The 16,592-nt window shown below is 70.6% G+C and carries 14 protein-coding genes; 3 read left to right on the forward strand and 11 right to left on the reverse strand.

Annotated elements, in window-relative coordinates:
* Nucleotides 1-4: 4 nt before the first annotated feature.
* A complete protein-coding gene (locus DXK32_RS00700; RefSeq protein ID WP_114856728.1) occupies nt 5-1,204 on the reverse strand; it encodes an acyl-CoA dehydrogenase family protein in 1,200 nt (399 codons plus the stop codon).
* Nucleotides 1,201-1,521, reverse strand: a complete 321-nt coding sequence (locus DXK32_RS00705; RefSeq protein ID WP_114856729.1) for an acyl carrier protein — start codon at nt 1,519-1,521, stop codon at nt 1,201-1,203. Before DXK32_RS00705 ends, DXK32_RS00700 begins: the two co-directional genes overlap by 4 nt.
* Before the next feature lie 224 nt (nt 1,522-1,745).
* On the opposite strand from DXK32_RS00705, the gene DXK32_RS00710 reads away from it, so the two are divergent.
* The 3 genes from DXK32_RS00710 to DXK32_RS00720 all read left to right on the forward strand — a co-directional run bounded on the left by DXK32_RS00710 (nt 1,746) and on the right by DXK32_RS00720 (nt 6,961).
* Nucleotides 1,746-2,171, forward strand: coding sequence for an OsmC family protein (locus DXK32_RS00710; protein WP_114856730.1), 426 nt, complete (start codon nt 1,746-1,748; stop codon nt 2,169-2,171).
* A 450-nt stretch (nt 2,172-2,621) separates the two neighbouring features.
* Nucleotides 2,622-6,431 (forward strand): autotransporter outer membrane beta-barrel domain-containing protein, encoded by a 3,810-nt coding sequence (locus DXK32_RS00715; RefSeq protein WP_114856731.1) that lies wholly within the window; start codon nt 2,622-2,624, stop codon nt 6,429-6,431.
* Nucleotides 6,432-6,436: 5 nt separating this feature from the next.
* Nucleotides 6,437-6,961 carry an invasion associated locus B family protein gene (locus DXK32_RS00720; RefSeq protein ID WP_114856732.1) on the forward strand — a complete coding sequence of 175 codons (525 nt, stop codon included), beginning with the start codon at nt 6,437-6,439 and terminating at the stop codon, nt 6,959-6,961.
* Here DXK32_RS00720 and DXK32_RS00725 read toward each other — a convergent pair.
* The 9 genes from DXK32_RS00725 to DXK32_RS00765 form a co-directional block, all read right to left on the reverse strand.
* On the reverse strand, nt 6,930-8,141 hold the full coding sequence (locus tag DXK32_RS00725) for a glycosyltransferase family 9 protein (RefSeq protein WP_247876905.1): 1,212 nt from the start codon (nt 8,139-8,141) through the stop codon (nt 6,930-6,932). The two genes, DXK32_RS00720 and DXK32_RS00725, sit on opposite strands and share 32 nt — an antisense overlap.
* 10 nt (nt 8,142-8,151) lie before the next feature.
* Entirely contained in the window at nt 8,152-9,732 is a 1,581-nt protein-coding gene (locus tag DXK32_RS00730) for a tetratricopeptide repeat-containing sulfotransferase family protein (protein ID WP_114856733.1), read from the reverse strand.
* A gap of 239 nt (nt 9,733-9,971) precedes the next feature.
* Nucleotides 9,972-10,787, reverse strand: a complete 816-nt coding sequence (locus DXK32_RS00735) for an enoyl-CoA hydratase (RefSeq protein WP_114856734.1) — start codon at nt 10,785-10,787, stop codon at nt 9,972-9,974.
* A 20-nt stretch (nt 10,788-10,807) separates the two neighbouring features.
* Nucleotides 10,808-11,890 (reverse strand): ABC transporter ATP-binding protein, encoded by a 1,083-nt coding sequence (locus tag DXK32_RS00740; protein ID WP_114856735.1) that lies wholly within the window; start codon nt 11,888-11,890, stop codon nt 10,808-10,810.
* Nucleotides 11,887-13,680 carry an ABC transporter permease gene (locus DXK32_RS00745; protein ID WP_162801023.1) on the reverse strand — a complete coding sequence of 598 codons (1,794 nt, stop codon included), beginning with the start codon at nt 13,678-13,680 and terminating at the stop codon, nt 11,887-11,889. Before DXK32_RS00745 ends, DXK32_RS00740 begins: the two co-directional genes overlap by 4 nt.
* Before the next feature lie 156 nt (nt 13,681-13,836).
* Nucleotides 13,837-14,892 (reverse strand): ABC transporter substrate-binding protein, encoded by a 1,056-nt coding sequence (locus DXK32_RS00750; protein WP_114856737.1) that lies wholly within the window; start codon nt 14,890-14,892, stop codon nt 13,837-13,839.
* Between the two features lie 67 nt (nt 14,893-14,959).
* Complete coding sequence (gene fabG, locus DXK32_RS00755; protein ID WP_114856738.1) at nt 14,960-15,730, reverse strand: 3-oxoacyl-ACP reductase FabG; 771 nt, start codon at nt 15,728-15,730, stop codon at nt 14,960-14,962.
* Nucleotides 15,727-16,176 (reverse strand): MaoC family dehydratase, encoded by a 450-nt coding sequence (locus DXK32_RS00760; protein ID WP_014242262.1) that lies wholly within the window; start codon nt 16,174-16,176, stop codon nt 15,727-15,729. Before DXK32_RS00760 ends, fabG begins: the two co-directional genes overlap by 4 nt.
* A 12-nt stretch (nt 16,177-16,188) precedes the next feature.
* Entirely contained in the window at nt 16,189-16,590 is a 402-nt protein-coding gene (locus DXK32_RS00765) for a Zn-ribbon domain-containing OB-fold protein (RefSeq protein ID WP_114856739.1), read from the reverse strand.
* Nucleotides 16,591-16,592 lie beyond the last annotated feature (2 nt).

A 16,592-nucleotide genomic window follows, 5' to 3' on the forward strand; every position in this document is an offset into this window, starting at 1 on the left:
AGCCTCAGCCGAAGAGAGAACCGTTGTCCCTGTGCGCCAACAGCAGGTTCGCCGTGTTGCCCAGGATCCGGTCGTTGTTGATCATCAGCGGCGCCGAGTGGGCGTCGCGCAAATGGCGGCACAGGCTGAAGGGGCTGTCGTTGCGGTAGGCGGCCAGACCGCCGGCCAGCATCGCCTGCCCGACGATCCGCACCACCATCTCCGCTGCTTCCGTCTTCAGCGTGTTCATGGCGACCGTAAACCCCGGAGCGGTGAGACGGTCGGGATCGTCCGCCGCCTCCTCGAACCGGGCGAGCGCGCCGCGCACCATCCCGCGCATGGCCTGGAGCCCGGCGGTCGCCTCGGCCAGCCGACGCGCTCCGGGCGGCGGGGTGCCGGGACGCTTGCGCGCCTCCGCCCGGATGAAGGCGGCGGCCCGCGCCACGGCGTCCGTCGCGATGCCCAGCCACACGCTGCTCCACAGGATGTGGGTCACCGGCAGCATGGTGCGGGCGGCGATGTCGGCGTAGGGCAGCGGCAGGATCTGCGCCCGCTCCGCCTCCGCAACCAGCCGATAGCCGACGCTGCGGGTGCCGCGCATGCCTAGCGTGTCCCAGCCGCCGATCTCCTCCAACCGGGTCTGGCCGCGCAACACCGGAACGATGACCTGATCGGAGGGCGGCGAGTCCGCCGTGCGACGCGCCGTCACCAGGATCGCATCGGCTTCCGCCCCGTAGGAGATGACCGTCGCCTGCTTTTCGAGCCGGAAGGCGTCGCCCGTCTCGCCCCCCACGGTGCCGGTCACCGCGCAGGCGCTCGAGCGCACGTCGCCGCCGATCCCGGCCTCGGTCGTCGCGGAGGCGAGAAGAAGCTGCTCCCCGGCCAGCCGCTCCAGGAAACCGCGGTGCCAGGCGCCGTTTTGGCCGTGGCGGACGAGGCAGGCCACCTGGATTTGGTGCATGGCGTAGATCAGCCCGGTGGACGGGCATTGCCGGGCCAGCGCGTGGGCCACCGCCGCGGCATCGGCCAGCCCGCCACCGCCGCCGCCGAAATCCCGCGGCACCATCAGGCCGAGCAGCCGCGCGTCCTTCAGGGCGGCGAAGGCTTCGGCGGGAAAGCGCGCCTCGCGGTCCACGCTGTCCGCATGGCGCCCGGCGATGGCGGCCGCATCGGCGGCAACCTCGGCGGCCATGGCCGGCAGGCTGTCCGGCGTGGGCGCCCTCATCCGGCCCCCGGCGCGCCATCCAGCAGACCGGCGACCGCGGACCGGATCGCCGCGATGCTCTCGAAGGTGCGGCGGCGCAGCAGATGTTCCGGGAACTCGACGCCGTAGCGCTCCTCCAGCGCCAGCATCAGGTTCACCGACCCATGCGAGGTCAATCCGGCTGCGTAGAGGTCGTCCTCGTCGGACAGGGCGGAAGCGTCGACGGCCAGCCAGCCGCTCTCGGCCAGAAGCGCCCGGATGTCGGCGGCGCTGACCGCCGGGGCATCGCCGCCCCGCGGCGCCGTTCCAGCCGCGATCTGCCAATCCGGTTGGCGCATGCTCATTCCTCCTACCCCCATTCAACCTCTGGCTTTCGCCGTGCCGGGACAACGCCACAAAACCTTAATTGTTCTGCGCCTTCCTCTGCTTTTCCGTATGCCCCGGATGCTTTTCGGATGCCAACCGCTCCTCTTGCTTAACCCCTGTGGCGATTGCCGTTTGCTCGGACGGCTCTACCTGGAGCGTCGGTTCATCCAACACTCTGATGATCGGGAGAACACCAATGGCTGTGCGGCAATCGGATGCGGAATGGCGCGGCAATCTCGCCCAGGGCTCGGGCACCATGCGGCTGGGCAGCGGCGCGTTCGAAGGCGCCTATTCCTTCCCGTCGCGTTTCGAGAACGGCACCGGCACCAACCCCGAGGAGCTGATCGCCGCGGCCCACGCCGGCTGCTTCTCCATGGCGCTGTCCGCCGGCCTGTCCAAGGCCGGGCACACGCCGACCCGCGTGCACACCACCGCCCGCGTCCATCTGGACAAGGCCGGTGAGGGCTTCGCCATCACCAGGATCGAACTGGATTGCGAGGCCGAGATCCCCGGCATCGACGCCCAGACCTTCCAGCAACAGGCCGAGGGCGCCAAGAAGAACTGCCCGGTGTCCAAGGCGCTGACCGGAACGGAGATCACTCTGAACGCCCGGCTTCTGTGACCGTTTTCGGCCCGGCGGTTCGCCAGGACGCGGCGACCGCCGGGCCGGCGCCACTCCGCCCATTAACGTTCAGCGGTGGAATTTGCCACATTGACACGGCGGAAGCAGAGCGGCGAGCCGGCCGGAGTACCGTTTTTGACAATTTCCTGCATTTTCAAATCAGGGCATTCTCGAAATTATTAATTGGTTGATCCCCATCCCTCCCAAATGATGGGGCGAACCCGAGCAAAACCCCAAGAGCAAGACAGAGCATCATCTTTCATTGCACAAGAATCAACAAATTCATTGCCTATTTTTCGCGACAATTTGCAAGATTAGACAAAAATAAAATTCACGATTTATATATTTTCATGCATTTTATCTTAGCGGCGATGGAGGCTACCCGTTATGATTAGGTGGTTCAAACCATTGGTCGTAACGCTTACGCCCCGCTCGCAAGGTGAACCGCCTATGCCGCCGTCGCAATCCCCCCTTGAGTCGATCCGCCACAGCCTGATGTCGGGTGGCCGCCTGCCGGCGGTGGTCGCCGCCCCCATTGCGCTCGGCGTGTCGCTGGCCGCGAGTGCGGCGCCGATGGACACGCTGACGACGATCCAGAACCAGACCTTCTATCCAACCGCCGGCAACATCCTCATCACCAGCACCGGCGGCGTGGTCGACAGCGGCACCGGCAACCAGTACACCGACCTGACCACCGGCGTGTGGGTCCAGTCGTCCGGCGGATGGACCCTGACCAACCAGGGCACGATCAAGATTTCGGTCGACACCAACTTCTATCAGGCCGACGGCATCTACGCCCAAACCTACGGCACCATCATCAATTCCGGATTGATCTCGGTGCCGAAGACCTACCACGGCATTCTCCTGGCGAACTCGGCGGGTTCGCTGACATCGGTCATCGAAAACACCGGAACGATCATCGGCAATTGGTCCGCCATTGAAAGCTCCCACGCTCTCACCCTCACCAACGGGTCCCCGTCCAACAGCGCCGCGCTGATCAAAAACGTGCGGCCGGCGACGGACCCCATGCAGACGGATTATGCGGCGGTCTCCGCCGCCTCCATTTCCAAGCAGTCCACCGTCACCAACTACGGCACGATCATCGGCACCGGCGACGTGCTGTCTGTCACTGGCCCGTCGACCATCGTCAACCATGGCACCATCGCCGCCGGAAGCGGTTTCAGCGCGATCAAGACCTTCGGCTTCGGGACGGGCAGCTTCATCAACCTGAAGGACGGCAGCGTGCTGGTCGGCGGCATCCAGGCCGGAGGGCAGAACCAAGTCCTTCTTCTGGAGGGCGGCGGCACCCTGTCCGGACCGGTGTCCGGCCTGACCACCCTCAACGTCAACGGAACGGAGTGGACGCTGGGGGGTGCGAGTTCGGCCACGACCACGAACCTCCAGGCCGGCACACTGCGCGTCAACGGCTCCCTCACCACCGGGCTTCAGCTCAGCAGCGGCACGACGCTGACGGGCACCGGAACGGTCGTCGGCAACGTGACCAGCCCGTCCGGGACGACCGTGACCCCCGGCGGCTCCGGCGCGCCCGGCACCCTGACGGTCACCGGCAACTACACGCAGCAGAGCGACAGCACGCTGGCGATCCGGACGACGTCTTCGGCGGCCAGCAAGCTGGCCGTTACCGGCACCGCCACGATCGGCGGCGACCTGTCCGTCACCACCACCGGCAGCGGCTACGGCGACAGCACGACCTACACCATCGTGACCGCGACGGGCGGGGTGTCCGGCGCCTTCACCGCGATCACCGGCAGCGACGCGACGCTGACCCCGACGGCCACCTTCGACATGGCGGAAAAACGGATTCAGCTCACCCTGACCAAGGTGACGCCGCAGCCCGAACCGGAGCCCGAACCGGAGCCAAATCCCAACCCGGAGCCGGAGCCGGAACCCAATCCGAACCCCGGTCCCGGCCCGACGCCGAATCCCGATCCCACGCCCACTCCGCCGACCGGCGTGATCGACACCAGCCGCCCCAGCTTCACCAACAGCGACGGCGCGGTCCAGGGCAGCTCGGTCACCTTCGACGGCGGCACGCTGCGCCCGGCCTCGCCGCTGACCTTCGGCCAGTCGGTCACCGTGACCAGCCGCGGCGGCACCATCACGCCGGACGGCAACACCATCACCCTGGCGGGCGCCGTCGGCGGCAGCGGCGCGCTGGCCGCGTCGGGACCGGGCACCGTGGTCGTCTCCGGCCAGCTCGCCAACGCCGGCGGCCTGTCGGTGGGCGACGGAGCGGCCCTGACCATCGCCAGGAGCGGCGTGGTCGCGGGCGGCACGCTGGCCCTGAACAACGGCGGCAGCGCCACGGTCGGCGGCGTCGTGGCCGTTCCGGTGACGGTGGCCCGTGGCGGCGCCATGACCGTCGTCGAGGGCGGCGGCGTCGGCGGCACGCTGGCGGTGAATGGCGGCACCCTGACCGTCGCCGCCTATGGCGCGGTCAACGGCGCAGTCACCGTGACCTCCGGCGGCAGCGCCACCCTGGCCGGCGCCGTCATGGCCCCGGTCACGGTGGGCGACGGCACCGTCACCGTGGCCGCCACCGGCATCACCGGCGCGGTCAATGTGGGGAATGGCGGTTCGGCGACCGTGAACGGCGTGGTCTCCGGCTCGCTGACCACCAGCGCCGGCTCGACCTTCAGCGGCGGCGGCACCGTCCGCGGCCCGGCCACGCTGGCCGGCACCGTGTCGCCGGGCAACTCCCCCGGCGCGCTGACCTTCCAGTCCGCGGTGACTCTGACCGGCACCAGCGTCCTGAACGCCGAGATCGACGGCCCGACCGCCGGCTTCGGTGCCGGCAACCACGATCAGATCCGGGTGCAGGGGGCGTCCTTCACCGCCGCCGGCACGCTGGCTCCGGTGCTGCGCGGCATCAGCGGCGACGCGACCAACGCCTACACCGCCACGCTGGGCCAGAGCTTCACCATCGTCCAGGCGGACGGCGGCGTGGCCGGCGGCTTCGCCGCGGTGACGCAGCCGGCGGCGGGGCTGGAGGCCGGCACCCGCTTCGACACGCTCTACGACGCCACCGCCGTCCGGTTGGTGGTCACGCCGACCAACTACGCGGTCCGCGGCGGCACGCGCAACCAGCGGGCCGCCGGCGCGGCGGTGGACACGCTGCGTCCGGCCGCCGGGGCGCGGCTGGAGGGCGTCGCCGCCCCGCTGTTCAATGGCCTCTACGGCTTGCCCGGCAGCGGCATCGCCGGGGCGCTCGACCAGCTCTCGGGCAAGTTGCACGCCGACACGCTGGCCGCCGACCGCACCAGCCGCCGCCTGTTCGGCAGCGCGGTGGAAGGCCGTCTGTCGGCGCTGCGCGGCGGCGCGGCAGCGTCCTCCGGTGTCCGGCTGAACGGCAGCGGCAACGGCACGAGCGCCGTGGGCGAAACCGGTGAGGCCCGCGGGTCGGGCGGCGTGTGGGGCCAGCCGCTGGCGGCCTACAGCCGGACCGGCTCGGACGGCAACGCCGCCGGCACCACCGAGCGGATCGGTGGTTTCCTGCTGGGCGCCGACCACAGCTACGAGAACGGCGTGAGCGGCGGCGTGGCGCTGGGCTACCTGCGCAACCGCGTCACCTCGCGCGACGGGCTGGGCAAGGCCGACGTGGACAGCTACCAGGCGACGCTCTACGGCTCCTGGAGCCTGCGCGGCACGGCCGACACCCCCTTCGTCGAGGGCGCCATCGGCTACGGCTACGCCAACTACGACGCCTCGCGCGGCATCGCCTTCGGCACGCTGGGCCAGGGCGCCAGCGGCAGCGCGGACGGTCACGACGTCTCCGTCGAGATCGCCGCCGGGCACCGCATGGCCTTCGCCGGGTCGGACAGCGCCTGGATCGAGCCGCGCGCCGGCCTGCGCTTCGACCGCATCACCCGCGAAGCCTTCCGCGAGTCCGGCGGCGGCGTGGCGCTGGACGTCGAGGCGGCGGGCTGGACCAGCCTGCGCAGCGCGCTCGGCGTGCGCGCCGGGACCAGCGTGACGGTGGGCGGCTGGCGCCTGCTGCCCAACGCCGCCCTGGCGTGGGAGCATGACTTCGCCGACGCCACGGCCTCCACCACCAACCGTCTGGGCGGGGTGGCCTTCACCGCCGACGCCAGCAAGCCGGGCCGCGATGCCCTGGTGGTCGGCGCCGGGCTGGGCGTGGCTCTGGACGACCGGCTGACCGCCACCATCGGCGTCCAGGACGCGATCCGCGCCCGCGAGAACACGGTGTCGGCGACCGCCGGCCTGAAGTGGAAGCTGTGAGGAGCATGACGGCGATGCGGAAGGCCATCATCACGGGAGCGCTGGCCGCGCTCCCCCTCCTCCTCGTGGGCGGGGCGCCCGCCGGGGCGGTGGAGCCGGGCAAGACCTTCGGCGACTGGCAGACCGAATGCGAGACGCCCCCCGACGGCAAGCCGCGCTGCTTCCTCTCGCAGACCCGCGTCATGGAGAACAAGGAGGCCAAGCAGGCGACCCGCATCCTCAAGGCGTCGGTGGGCTATTTCGCCCCGGACGGCAAGGGGGTGATGGTCGTCATCCTGCCGCTGGGCGTCGACCTGCGCGCCGGGGCGGCGCTGACCATCGACGACGGCAAGCCGCTGCCGCTGACCTACCAGCAGTGCATCCAGGACGGCTGCCTCGCCAACGCCCCGATGGACGAGGCGACCCTGACCGCGCTGCGCCGCTCCAAGGGCGCGCAGATCGCCGTCCGCCCCTATGGCGGGACGCAGGCGGTGGCCTTCCCGCTCTCCACCAAGGGCATCACCGACGGGCTGGCCGCCCTGAAGCCCTGATGTTGCCTCCGGTCGCCGCGGCGACGGCGCCGCGGATGGCCTCGTCCCACCGTCCGGGCGCCGGCTGCCGGTGCAGCGTGACGGTGGGATACCACGGCGTGCCGCCTCGCCCCAGCAGCCAGCGCCAGTCCGGCGCGTAGGGCAGCAGCACCGCGGTCGGGCGCCCCATCGCCCCGGCCAGATGGGCGACCGCCGTGTCCACGCAGACCACATGGTCGAGCTGCGCCAGCACCGCCATGGTGTCGGCGAAACTCCCCAGCTCCGGCCCCAGATCGACCAAGGGCGCCGCGCCGTAGTAGCGGGCGGCCTCGGCCTGCGCCGGCCCCTTCTGAAGCGACACCAAAACCGTTTTTTCCAGAACGAAGAACGGCGCGAGCCGCGCCAGCGTCAGGGAGCGGTTGCGGTCGTTGCCATGGGTCGGCCGCCCCGCCCAGACCAGCCCGACGCGGCGGTAGCCGCGGGGAAGCAGCCCGTCCAGGCGCTCCGCCCAGCGCTCCACCCGCTCCGGCTCGGCCCGCAGGCCGGGGAGCGGGGGCGGAACGATGTCGGGCCTCGTGCCGAACAGCCCCGGCAGGCTGGACAGCGCGGCGTGGGCGGCGAAGGGCGGCGCCTCCTCCCAGTCGGTGACCGTGCGGTATCCGCCGGGAAGGGACCGGATCACCGGCCTCATGTCCGGGCTGCAGGCGACCACGAGATTCGGGCAGAGCGCCGCCGCCATCGGCAGGTAGCGGGCGAACTGGATGGTGTCGCCGAAGCCCTGGTCGGCGACCAGCAGCAGGGTGCCCTCGGGCAAGGGGTGGCCATCCCAGCAGCGTGCGGCGGTGTGCCCATGCCGCTCCAGAATGGCGGCCGGAATCAGCGGCGGCACGCCGGGAAGGCGCCAGCGCCAGTCATACTCGCGCCACCCCTCCTCCCACTGGCCGGAGAGCAGCAGCCCCTCGGCCAGTTCGAAATGCGGCCCCGGTGCGTCCGGGGCGAGCCGGACGGCACGCCGCTCGCAAGCGATGGACGCCGCGACCTCCAGCCGGTCGTAGAGCGCCACACCCAGATTGTACCAGCCCGCCGCGTCGCCGGGATCGAGCGCGACGGCGCAGCGACCATGGGCGGCGGCCTCGTCCAGCCGGCCTTCGCGGCGGCGGATTTCGCACAGGTCGCTGTCCGACGGGGGCATGGGTGGCATGGGTGGCATGTTACAGGCTGTAGCCCAGCCCGAGAATGACCGGCTCCAGGATCGGGATCGCCGGCGTCAGATGGGTCCTGTAGGCGCGGTGACGGTCGATGGAGCGGCTGTAGAGCTTTTCCGCGACTTGGGCGTGGCTGGGCGTGCGGGCGGGGCGCCGGTTCTCCTCGAAACGCAGGCAACGGCGGTCGAAACCCAGCCCGAGGAAGCCCAGCAGACGCCGCACCGCCGGTTCCGGCTCCCGCACCAGATCCTCGTAGCGCAGCGGCAGGTAGCGCAGCGGCATCTCCCGCCGGTAATGCTCGACCAGATCGAACACCCGCAGGACGTGGCGGGCCGCCGTTTCGACAGCGTTGGCGCAGTGGAAGCCGTGGGTCAGATTGGTCCCCATCATCGACAGCACGACGTCCAGCGGGTGGCGCAGCACATGAATCACCGGTGCCGAGGGGAACATCAGCGCGATCAGGCCGAGATGCGTCTCGTTGAAGGGCATCTTGTCGGTGAACAGCGTGTGGCCAGGCTTGGCCGGAACCAGCTTGCGGGCGTGGCGGAGGTAGGCGTCGCGCAGCCGCTCCAGCCCGTCGCGCTGGTCGCCCATCCACAGCTCCGACAGCGCTTCGGGATAGCCGAGCGGGCTTCCCAGCGTCTGCGGCAGCGCTCGGACCACTGCGCCGAGCGAGGGCAGTTCATCCCCCGCGGCGATGGCGGGATGGCAGGACAGGATCTGCTCGACCAGCGTGGTGCCGGAGCGCGGCGCGCCGGCGATGAAGACCGGCTGCGGCCCGACGGCGGGCGTGGCAGGCCGCGGCATCAGGCGCAGGCGCGGCGCCACGAAGAAGGTGGCGAGGCGCGCGATAAGGTCCACCGCCTCCTCCTCGCCGTAGCGGCGCCCGGCCTGCCGCAGCAACGCCTTGCCGGCGGCGAAGGCGGCGAAGGCCTCGTCATGGCGGCCCAGCCGGTCGAGGATGCGCCCCGTCTCCAGCAGCGCGTCGGGGTCGGCGGCGCCATGACGGGCGGCCGACGCGTCCAGGACGGCAAGCGCCGGCTCTCCAGCCCCCTGCCGGGCCAGCAGGACCGCCGCGAAGGTGTCGGCGCCACGGTGGCTGGGGTCGAGACGCCGGGCGCGGTCCACCAGCCGTTGCGCGGCGGGAAGATCGCGGGCGGCCTCCTCGGTCTGCGCCCAGCCGTGCCAGGTCAGGGCGATCGACGGGTCCAGCGCCGCGGCCCGGCGGTAGGTCCGCCGCGCCTCCTCCAGCCGGCCCTGCCAGGTCAGGCTCCAGGCAAGGTTCGCGACCGTCGCAGCGTCCGGCGGCGCCAGGGCCAGCGCCCGGCGGTAATGGAACTCGGCAGCCTCGGGCCGATGGGTGTCGGCCAGCACCAACGCCATCAGCCTGTGGGAGCGCGCGTCCTCCGGCGCCAGCCGGACCGCGTTGCGGGCGTGAGGCTCGGCGTCGGCCGCGCGGCCCGCCTGGAACAGCAGCCCGGCCAATTCCTGCGTCGCCGCGAGATCGTCGGGAGCGGCCCGCAACCGCCGCTCAAGCGCCGCGGCGTCGGGGGCGCCGCTCGGAAGGATGTCGGGCGTGGTCGGCATGACAGGCGGGTCCCATGGCGGCTGAACGCCCGCATGGGCGCGTGGTACGGCGCCAGGATAGGGAAGGGTATGGGTGGCGGCAAGGGCATCCCCTCTCCCCTCTGGGGAGAGGGTTAGGGTGAGGGGGTTGCGCTTTTGCCGGACGTACCGAAACGCACATCCCCCTCACCGGCCCTCCGGGCCACCCTCTCCCCAGAGGGGAGAGGGTTATGAACGCGAAATGCGATGGCTTTGGCGCCCTACCGCCCCACCCACACCGGGCGGCGCTTTTCCAGGAAGGCCGCGATGCCCTCCTGATAGTCGGCGGAGAGGTAGCAGAGGCGCAGCAGGTCGGCGTCGCCGTCCGCCGGCAGCCCATGGTCGCGCCAGCGCCGCAGCGCCTCGCGGGTCGTCCACAGGGTCAGCGGGGCGAGGCCCGCCAGTTCCTCCGCCAGCTCCTGGGTGCGCTCGGTGAGGTCGTCGTCCGGCACGACGCCACGCAGGGCGCCGGCGCCGGACAGTTCGTCGGCGGTCAGCAGGCGGGCGCTGAAGATCATCTCCTTCGTCCGCGCGGTGCCGAGGATGGCGGCCAGCCGGGCAAGGTTCTTGATGCTCAGGCAGTTGCCGACCGTGCGGGCGATGGGGAAGCCGAAGCGCACCGACGGCGTGGCGATGCGCACGTCGCAGCAGGCGGCGAGCAGAGCCCCCTCCCCCACGCAGGCGCCGGCCAGCGCGGCGATGGTGGGAACGCGCACAGCCTCCAGCGCCTTCGCCGCGGCTTCCGCGCGATCCTCCAGGATCGTGTAGTCCTCCGGCGTCTTGACGCTCTGCAGGCAGGACAGGTCGGCGCCGGCCATGAAGGCGGGCTTGTCGCCGACGGCACCGGTCAGCACCAGGGCCTTCACCGCCGGGTCCGCGTCGACCTCCCGGCAAATCTCGATCAGCCGGTCCTCCATCCAGGGGGTGATGGCGTTGCGCGCCTTGGGACGGTTGAAGATCACCCACTGGACGGCACCGCGCCGCTCGGTCAGGATTTCGGGCAAGGCGTCGGCCTCGCCGGTCGTGGCGATGGTCATCGTTCGGAACTTTCTTGGATTCAGGCCGCCGGCCCGAGGATCTGGCAGGAGCCGATGGGAAGAAGCGCCGTCACCACGCTGCCCGGAGCAAAGCTCTGCGCGGGCGGGATGAAGGCGCGCAGCGTCCGCCCGCCCCCCAGATCCACCAGAACGTCGCGGTACTCGCCGAGATAGGCGGAGCGCTGGACCGTACCGGTCAGCACGTTGCAGCCCTCGGCGGGCAACCCCGTCTCCTCGGCGCCGAACAGCCGGACCTGGGAGGGGCGCACGCACAGCGACACCGTCCCGCCATGCGCCGCGCCGCTGCGGTCGGGCGCCGTCAGCACATGGTTGCCGACGCGGATGGCGCCGTTGCCCTCGCTGGTCCCGGCCAGCTCGTTGTTGGCGCCGATGAAGGTGGCGACGAAGGCGTTGGACGGCCGCTCGAAGATGTCCTCCGGCGAACCGAGCTGCTGGAGGTGGCCCGACTTCATGACGGCGATGCGGTCGGCGGTGACCAGCGCCTCCGACTGGTCGTGGGTGACGTAGACGGTGGTCAGGCCCAGCAGGTCGTGGACCTGCCGGATCTCGAACCGCATCTCCTCGCGCAGATGGGCGTCGAGGTTGGACAGCGGCTCGTCGAGCAGGAGGATGCGCGGCTCCACCGCCAGCGCGCGGGCCAGCGCCACGCGCTGCTGCTGGCCGCCCGACAGCTCCGACGGGTAGCGGTCGCGCAGCGCCTCCAGCCGGACGGTGCGCAGCGTGCGGTCCAGCCGCTCGGCGATCTCCGCCTTGGGCAGGCGGCGGATGGCGAGGCCGAAGGCCACATTCTCCGCCACCGTCTTGTGCGGCCACACCGCGTAGTTCTGGAAGACCAGGGAGATGCCGCGCTTTTCCGGCGGCAGCACGCCGCGCGCCGAGGAGAGAAGCACGTCGTCGGCCCAGATCTCGCCCTCCGTCGGCGCCTCGAACCCGGCGAGGAGCTGGAGCGTGGTGGACTTGCCGCAGCCCGACGGGCCGAGCAGGGCCAGCAGCGTGCCGTTGGGGACCTGCAGGTCGATGCCGTGCAACGCGGTGTAGGTGCCGAAGGACTTGCGGAGGTTCTTGATGCGGATCCCGCTCATGTGGGGAGAACTCCTTCCGCCGGGGCGGTTTTACGACCGGATTTGCGAGAGGTGCGGCGCACGGTGGTCAGGCGCGTCAGGGGACCGGCGGCGGCCACCAGCGCCAGCGTGATGAGGAGGAGAAGGACGCTCATGGCGCAGACGGCCTCGTAATTGCCGCCGTCCTTGGCGTTGTAGATCAGGGTGGTCATCACGTTGGTCTTGGGCGTGATGAGGAAGACCGCCACCGACAGCTCCCGGATGATCGGGATGAAGACCAGGAACCAGCCCGACAGCAGCCCGCCGCCCATCAGCGGGATGGTGATGGACAGGAAGGTCCGCCCCTCCCCGGCACCCAGGCTGCGGGCGGCGCGCTCCAGCTCCGGCCCGATGCCCTTGAGGATCGACCCGCCATGGGCGTAGGCGATGGGCAGGAAGGTCGCCGCGAAGGCCGCCACCAGCAGCAGCGGCGTGCCGTAGAGGTTCAGCGGCGCCCGCGTGTAGGCGGCGAAGAAGCCGACCGACATGACGATGCCGGGGATGATGATGGGAACGGTGGTCACCGCGCCGAACAGGCTGGCGCCGAAGACCATCCGCCGCTCCACGATGTAGGCGACGACGGTGCCGAGCATCACGCACAGCGTCGCGGCGAGCGTCGAGAACAGCAGCGAGTTGACGATGGCGGTGTGCGTCTCCGAATTGCCGAACAGCGCCCACCAGTACCAGTGCAGCGACAGGTTCTCCCACGACAGGCCCTGGCCCCAGGCGCGGGTCAGCGAGACCAGAAGCAGCGCCGCGTAGGGCAGGAACACCGAAACCAGCGGCAGCAGCAGGGCGGCGGCGAAGGCCGGCCAACGGGCGGCGCCCAGCGCGATCCGCCGCCCCGCCCGGCTCTTGCCGGAGATGGTGACGAACTGCTTGCGGCCCAGGATGCGGCGGCGCATCCAGAACAGCATGGCGGTGACCAGCAGCAGCGGCATGCAGTAGGCCGCCGCCATGTAGATTTCCGGCGGGAAGAGCTGGTAGAACTCGGCCAGCTTGGTCGTCACCACCGGGATGCCGGTCGGCGTCAGCAGGAAGGCCGGGACGCCGAACAGCGTCAGCCCCTGGATGAAGGACAGGATGAAGCTGGCGATCACCGCCGGGGTGACCAGCGGGATGGTGATGCTGAGCATGGTGCGCAGCGTGCCGGAGCCCAGCGTGGCGGCGGCGTCCTCAAGCTCCACGGCCATCTCGTCGAGCGCGCTCGACACCATGGTGAAGCTGTAGGGGACGGTGTAGATGCCGCAGATGAAGATCGCCCCGGTCATCGAGTAGATGTTCAGCAGCGGCCCCGCCTCCGCCCCGGCGAGCGAGCGCCACAGCGCGTTCAGCCAGCCCGAGTTGGGGGCCGCCAGCAGGATCCAGCCGGTCGCCCCGATGAAGGACGGGGTGACGAAGGCGGTCAGCGTCAGCACGCGGATGCTGCGGCGGAACGGCAGGTCGGTCCGCGACACCAGCCAGGCCAGCGGCACGCCGATGCCGACGGCGATCACCGCGGTCGCCACGGCCAGGAGCAGGGAGTTGAACAGCGGCTCCAGCAGGTCCGCGGACTGGAAGATCCGCGCGTAGTTGCCGAGCGTCCAGCCACCGGTGATGTCGTCGTGGAAGCTGTTGTTGAGAACCCAGCCGAAGGGCAGGACCACCAGCAGGAAGAGAAGAAGGGCGACGGCGCCGAAGACCACGGTCCTGGCGAGCGGCACGCGGGCCATCGCCGGGCGCGCGGTCGCCGCGGCTGCGCTGTCTGGGCTGTCCGTTGAAATGACCCCCATAGGGTCCGCCTCCATTGTCCGTACTGTCCCTCGCCCCTCCGGGGAGAGGGTGGCGCCAAAGGCGCCGGGTGAGGGGGATGCGCGTGGCGGTGGGTCCGGCACAAGCACAACCCCCTCACCCTAACCCTCTCCCCAGAGGGGAGAGGGGATTTGAGGTCAGCGCACCAGTTCCTTCCACTTGGCGATGCCTTCCGCGACCTCCGGGCCGAGGTCGTCGCCGGTGTTGCGGGTCCATTTCAACTGGTCGAGCGACCGCCCCTCCGCCCAGGGCACGTCCTTGCGCAGAGTCGGCCAGTAGTTCTTCTGGAGGATCATCGACACCTCCGTGGAGTAGAGGAAGTTGGTGAACAGCCGGGCGGCGTTCGGGTGCGGGGCCTTCGCCAGGATGCCGGTGACGCCCAGGTTCAGGATGGCGTCATCGGACGGCGCCACCACGTCGATCGGGTTGCCGGCGGCCTTCTGGGTCAGCGTGTAGCTGAAGGGCGCGCCGGAGCCGACGACCCGCTCACCGGCCAGGATGTCGGTCACGGTGTCGACGTTGGACTGGCCGACCTTCGGCTTCTGCTTGCCGAAGGCGCGCAGGAAGTCGTCGCCGTACTTGCGGCGGATGGCGACGACCCAGTTCGCCACGTCGCCGGAGAAGGCCGGGCTGCCGGTGGTGATCTTGCCCTGCCACTGGTCCTCCAGAAGCGCCTGCCAGCTCTGCGGCGGGGACTGCACCTTGCCCGGCGCGTAGTTGATGCTGGTCAGGCTGATGGCGCCCACATGGAACATCTTGTCCGGGTCGAGGTTGCGGAAGGCGTCCGGAATGTGCACGCCGTCCACCGGCTCGAAGGGCGCCAGCGCGCCGATCTTCTTCAGCTCCGTGTAGTGCAGCATGTTGGTGGTGCCCAGCGAATCGCACTCGTGGACGCCGCTCTGCAGCTCCATGCGCAGGCGGGTGTAGACGGTCTGCGAGGCCTGGCGGAGCAGGTTGACCTCGATGCCCGGATACTTCGCCTTGAAGGCGTCGCGGATCGCCTCCATCGTCTGCTGCTCGTAGGAGCCCCAGTAGAGGGTCAGCGCGCCTTCCTTCTTGGCGGCGGCGTAGAGCGGATCGTCCGCCGCCGCCGCGATGCGCGAGAAGGCGGTGCCGGCCAGCCCGCCGGTCACCAGGGCGGTGCCGACGAGTCCGCCGGTCTGGAGAAGGCGGCGGCGCGAGAATTCCATCATGTTGCCAATCCCTGTCTTGTGTTGCGGTACCGCCGTTTCGGCGTCGTTCTTCGTTCTTCAGCAAAAATCAGTAGTCGCCGGTGGTCGCCCCACCGTCGGCGACGATGGTCTGGCCGGTGACGTAGGCCGCGTCGTCGGACGCCAGGAAGGCGACGACGGCGGCGATCTCCGCCGGCTTGCCCAGGCGCCCGATGGGCGTCTTCTCCAGCCATTGCGCGCGCACCACGTCGGGCACCCCCTCGACGATGGCGGTCTCCACGACCCCCGGAGCGACGGCGTTGACCAGGATGCCGCGCCGCGCCCCTTCCAGGGCGGCGGTGCGGGTCAGCCCGACCACCCCGGCCTTGGAGGCGGAGTAGTTGGCCTGCCCGAAGGTTCCCAGGATCGCCGTGGAGGCGATGTTGACGATGCGGCCCCAGCCGCGGTCGCCGACCAGACGGAAGGCCGTCTGGCAGCCCAGCCACGTGCCGCGCAGGTTCACGTCGATGACGGCGCTCCATTCCGCGTCGGTCATCTTCGGCAGCGAGCGGTCGCGGACGATGCCGGCGACGTTGACCATGATGTCCACGCCCCCGAAGGCCTCGGGCAGGCCGGTCACGGCGGCGCCCCAGCTTTCCCGGTCGGCGACGTTCAGCGCGGTGGCGTGGGCTTGAGCCCCCTCGGCGCGCAGCGCGGCGGCGACAGTCTCGGCGGTCTCGGCCCCGATGTCGGCGACGACGACCGCCGCCCCTTCCGCGGCCAGCCGCTCGCAGACGGCGCGGCCGATGCCGCCGCCACCGCCGGTGACGAAGGCGACACGGCCGGCGAGACGGCGGGGATGGGTGGTGGCGGCGCTCATGCCTGCGCCTCCTTGCGGGCGATGGAGAGCACGTCCTCGCCCTCCTGCACGGTCTCGCCGCGCTGGTTCTTCACGGTGATGGCGACGCGGACGATGCCGCGGTCGGGCTTGGAGGCGCTGGGGCGGACCTCCGCCACCTCCGCCTCGTAATGCACGGTGTCGCCGGCGAAGACCGGGCCGACGAAGCGGCGGCGCGTCTCCAGGAAGGCCAGGATCGCCCAGTCGTCGATGGCGGAGCGCAGGCCGGTGCTGAGCGAGTGGGTCAGCATGCCGTGGGCGATGGTCCGCCCGAAGCCGTTGGCCTTGGCGGCCTCGGCGTCCATGTGCAGCGGATTGAAGTCGCCGGTCAGCCCGGCGAACCAGACGATGTGCGCCTCGGTGACAGTGACGCGCGAGGAGCGCGTCCGGTCGCCCGGCTTGATGTCGTCGAGATGGATGGCGGTCATGTCAAGGCATCCTCAGTCGGAAGTCCGCGGGCGGAACACGGGGAGGCTGGTCGCCTCGTCGAGCTGGTGGAAGGCCACGGCGAGCGGCAGTCCGGCCCGCAGATCGGCCTCCGCCACCCCTTCGACGCGGGAGAAGACGGTGATGCCCTCCTCCAGCCGGATCAGGGCGCAGACGTAGGGATCGCCGCGCTGGTTGCCGCGATGGACGACCGAATAGGTCAGCAGCTCGCCGCGCCCGCTCGCCTCGACCCACTCCGGGCGGGCGTGCGGGGCGTGGATGGAATGGGCGCGCGGGTACCACTGGAACCGCCCGGTCTCCGGGCAGCACTGGATCAGGAAGCGCCCCTCGCGCGCCGCCTCCCAGAAGGGGGCGGAGGTCTCGTCCTGGACCGGCGGGATGGTCATGACAGTCATCG

The organism is Azospirillum brasilense (assembly GCF_003349955.1).
Taxonomy (GTDB): Bacteria; Pseudomonadota; Alphaproteobacteria; order Azospirillales; family Azospirillaceae; genus Azospirillum; species Azospirillum brasilense_B.

Coding starts and splice junctions, on each gene's coding strand:
- DXK32_RS00745 (WP_162801023.1), bottom strand. CDS start 13,680: ATGGGGGTCATTTCAACGGACAGCCCAGACAGCGCAGCCGCGGCGACC.
- DXK32_RS00715 (WP_114856731.1), top strand. CDS start 2,622: ATGCCGCCGTCGCAATCCCCCCTTGAGTCGATCCGCCACAGCCTGATG.
- DXK32_RS00750 (WP_114856737.1), bottom strand. CDS start 14,892: ATGATGGAATTCTCGCGCCGCCGCCTTCTCCAGACCGGCGGACTCGTC.
- DXK32_RS00725 (WP_247876905.1), bottom strand. CDS start 8,141: ATGCCACCCATGCCCCCGTCGGACAGCGACCTGTGCGAAATCCGCCGC.
- DXK32_RS00730 (WP_114856733.1), bottom strand. CDS start 9,732: ATGCCGACCACGCCCGACATCCTTCCGAGCGGCGCCCCCGACGCCGCG.
- DXK32_RS00720 (WP_114856732.1), top strand. CDS start 6,437: ATGACGGCGATGCGGAAGGCCATCATCACGGGAGCGCTGGCCGCGCTC.
- fabG (WP_114856738.1), bottom strand. CDS start 15,730: ATGAGCGCCGCCACCACCCATCCCCGCCGTCTCGCCGGCCGTGTCGCC.
- DXK32_RS00760 (WP_014242262.1), bottom strand. CDS start 16,176: ATGACCGCCATCCATCTCGACGACATCAAGCCGGGCGACCGGACGCGC.
- DXK32_RS00740 (WP_114856735.1), bottom strand. CDS start 11,890: ATGAGCGGGATCCGCATCAAGAACCTCCGCAAGTCCTTCGGCACCTAC.
- DXK32_RS00765 (WP_114856739.1), bottom strand. CDS start 16,590: ATGACTGTCATGACCATCCCGCCGGTCCAGGACGAGACCTCCGCCCCC.
- DXK32_RS00735 (WP_114856734.1), bottom strand. CDS start 10,787: ATGACCATCGCCACGACCGGCGAGGCCGACGCCTTGCCCGAAATCCTG.
- DXK32_RS00710 (WP_114856730.1), top strand. CDS start 1,746: ATGGCTGTGCGGCAATCGGATGCGGAATGGCGCGGCAATCTCGCCCAG.
- DXK32_RS00700 (WP_114856728.1), bottom strand. CDS start 1,204: ATGAGGGCGCCCACGCCGGACAGCCTGCCGGCCATGGCCGCCGAGGTT.
- DXK32_RS00705 (WP_114856729.1), bottom strand. CDS start 1,521: ATGCGCCAACCGGATTGGCAGATCGCGGCTGGAACGGCGCCGCGGGGC.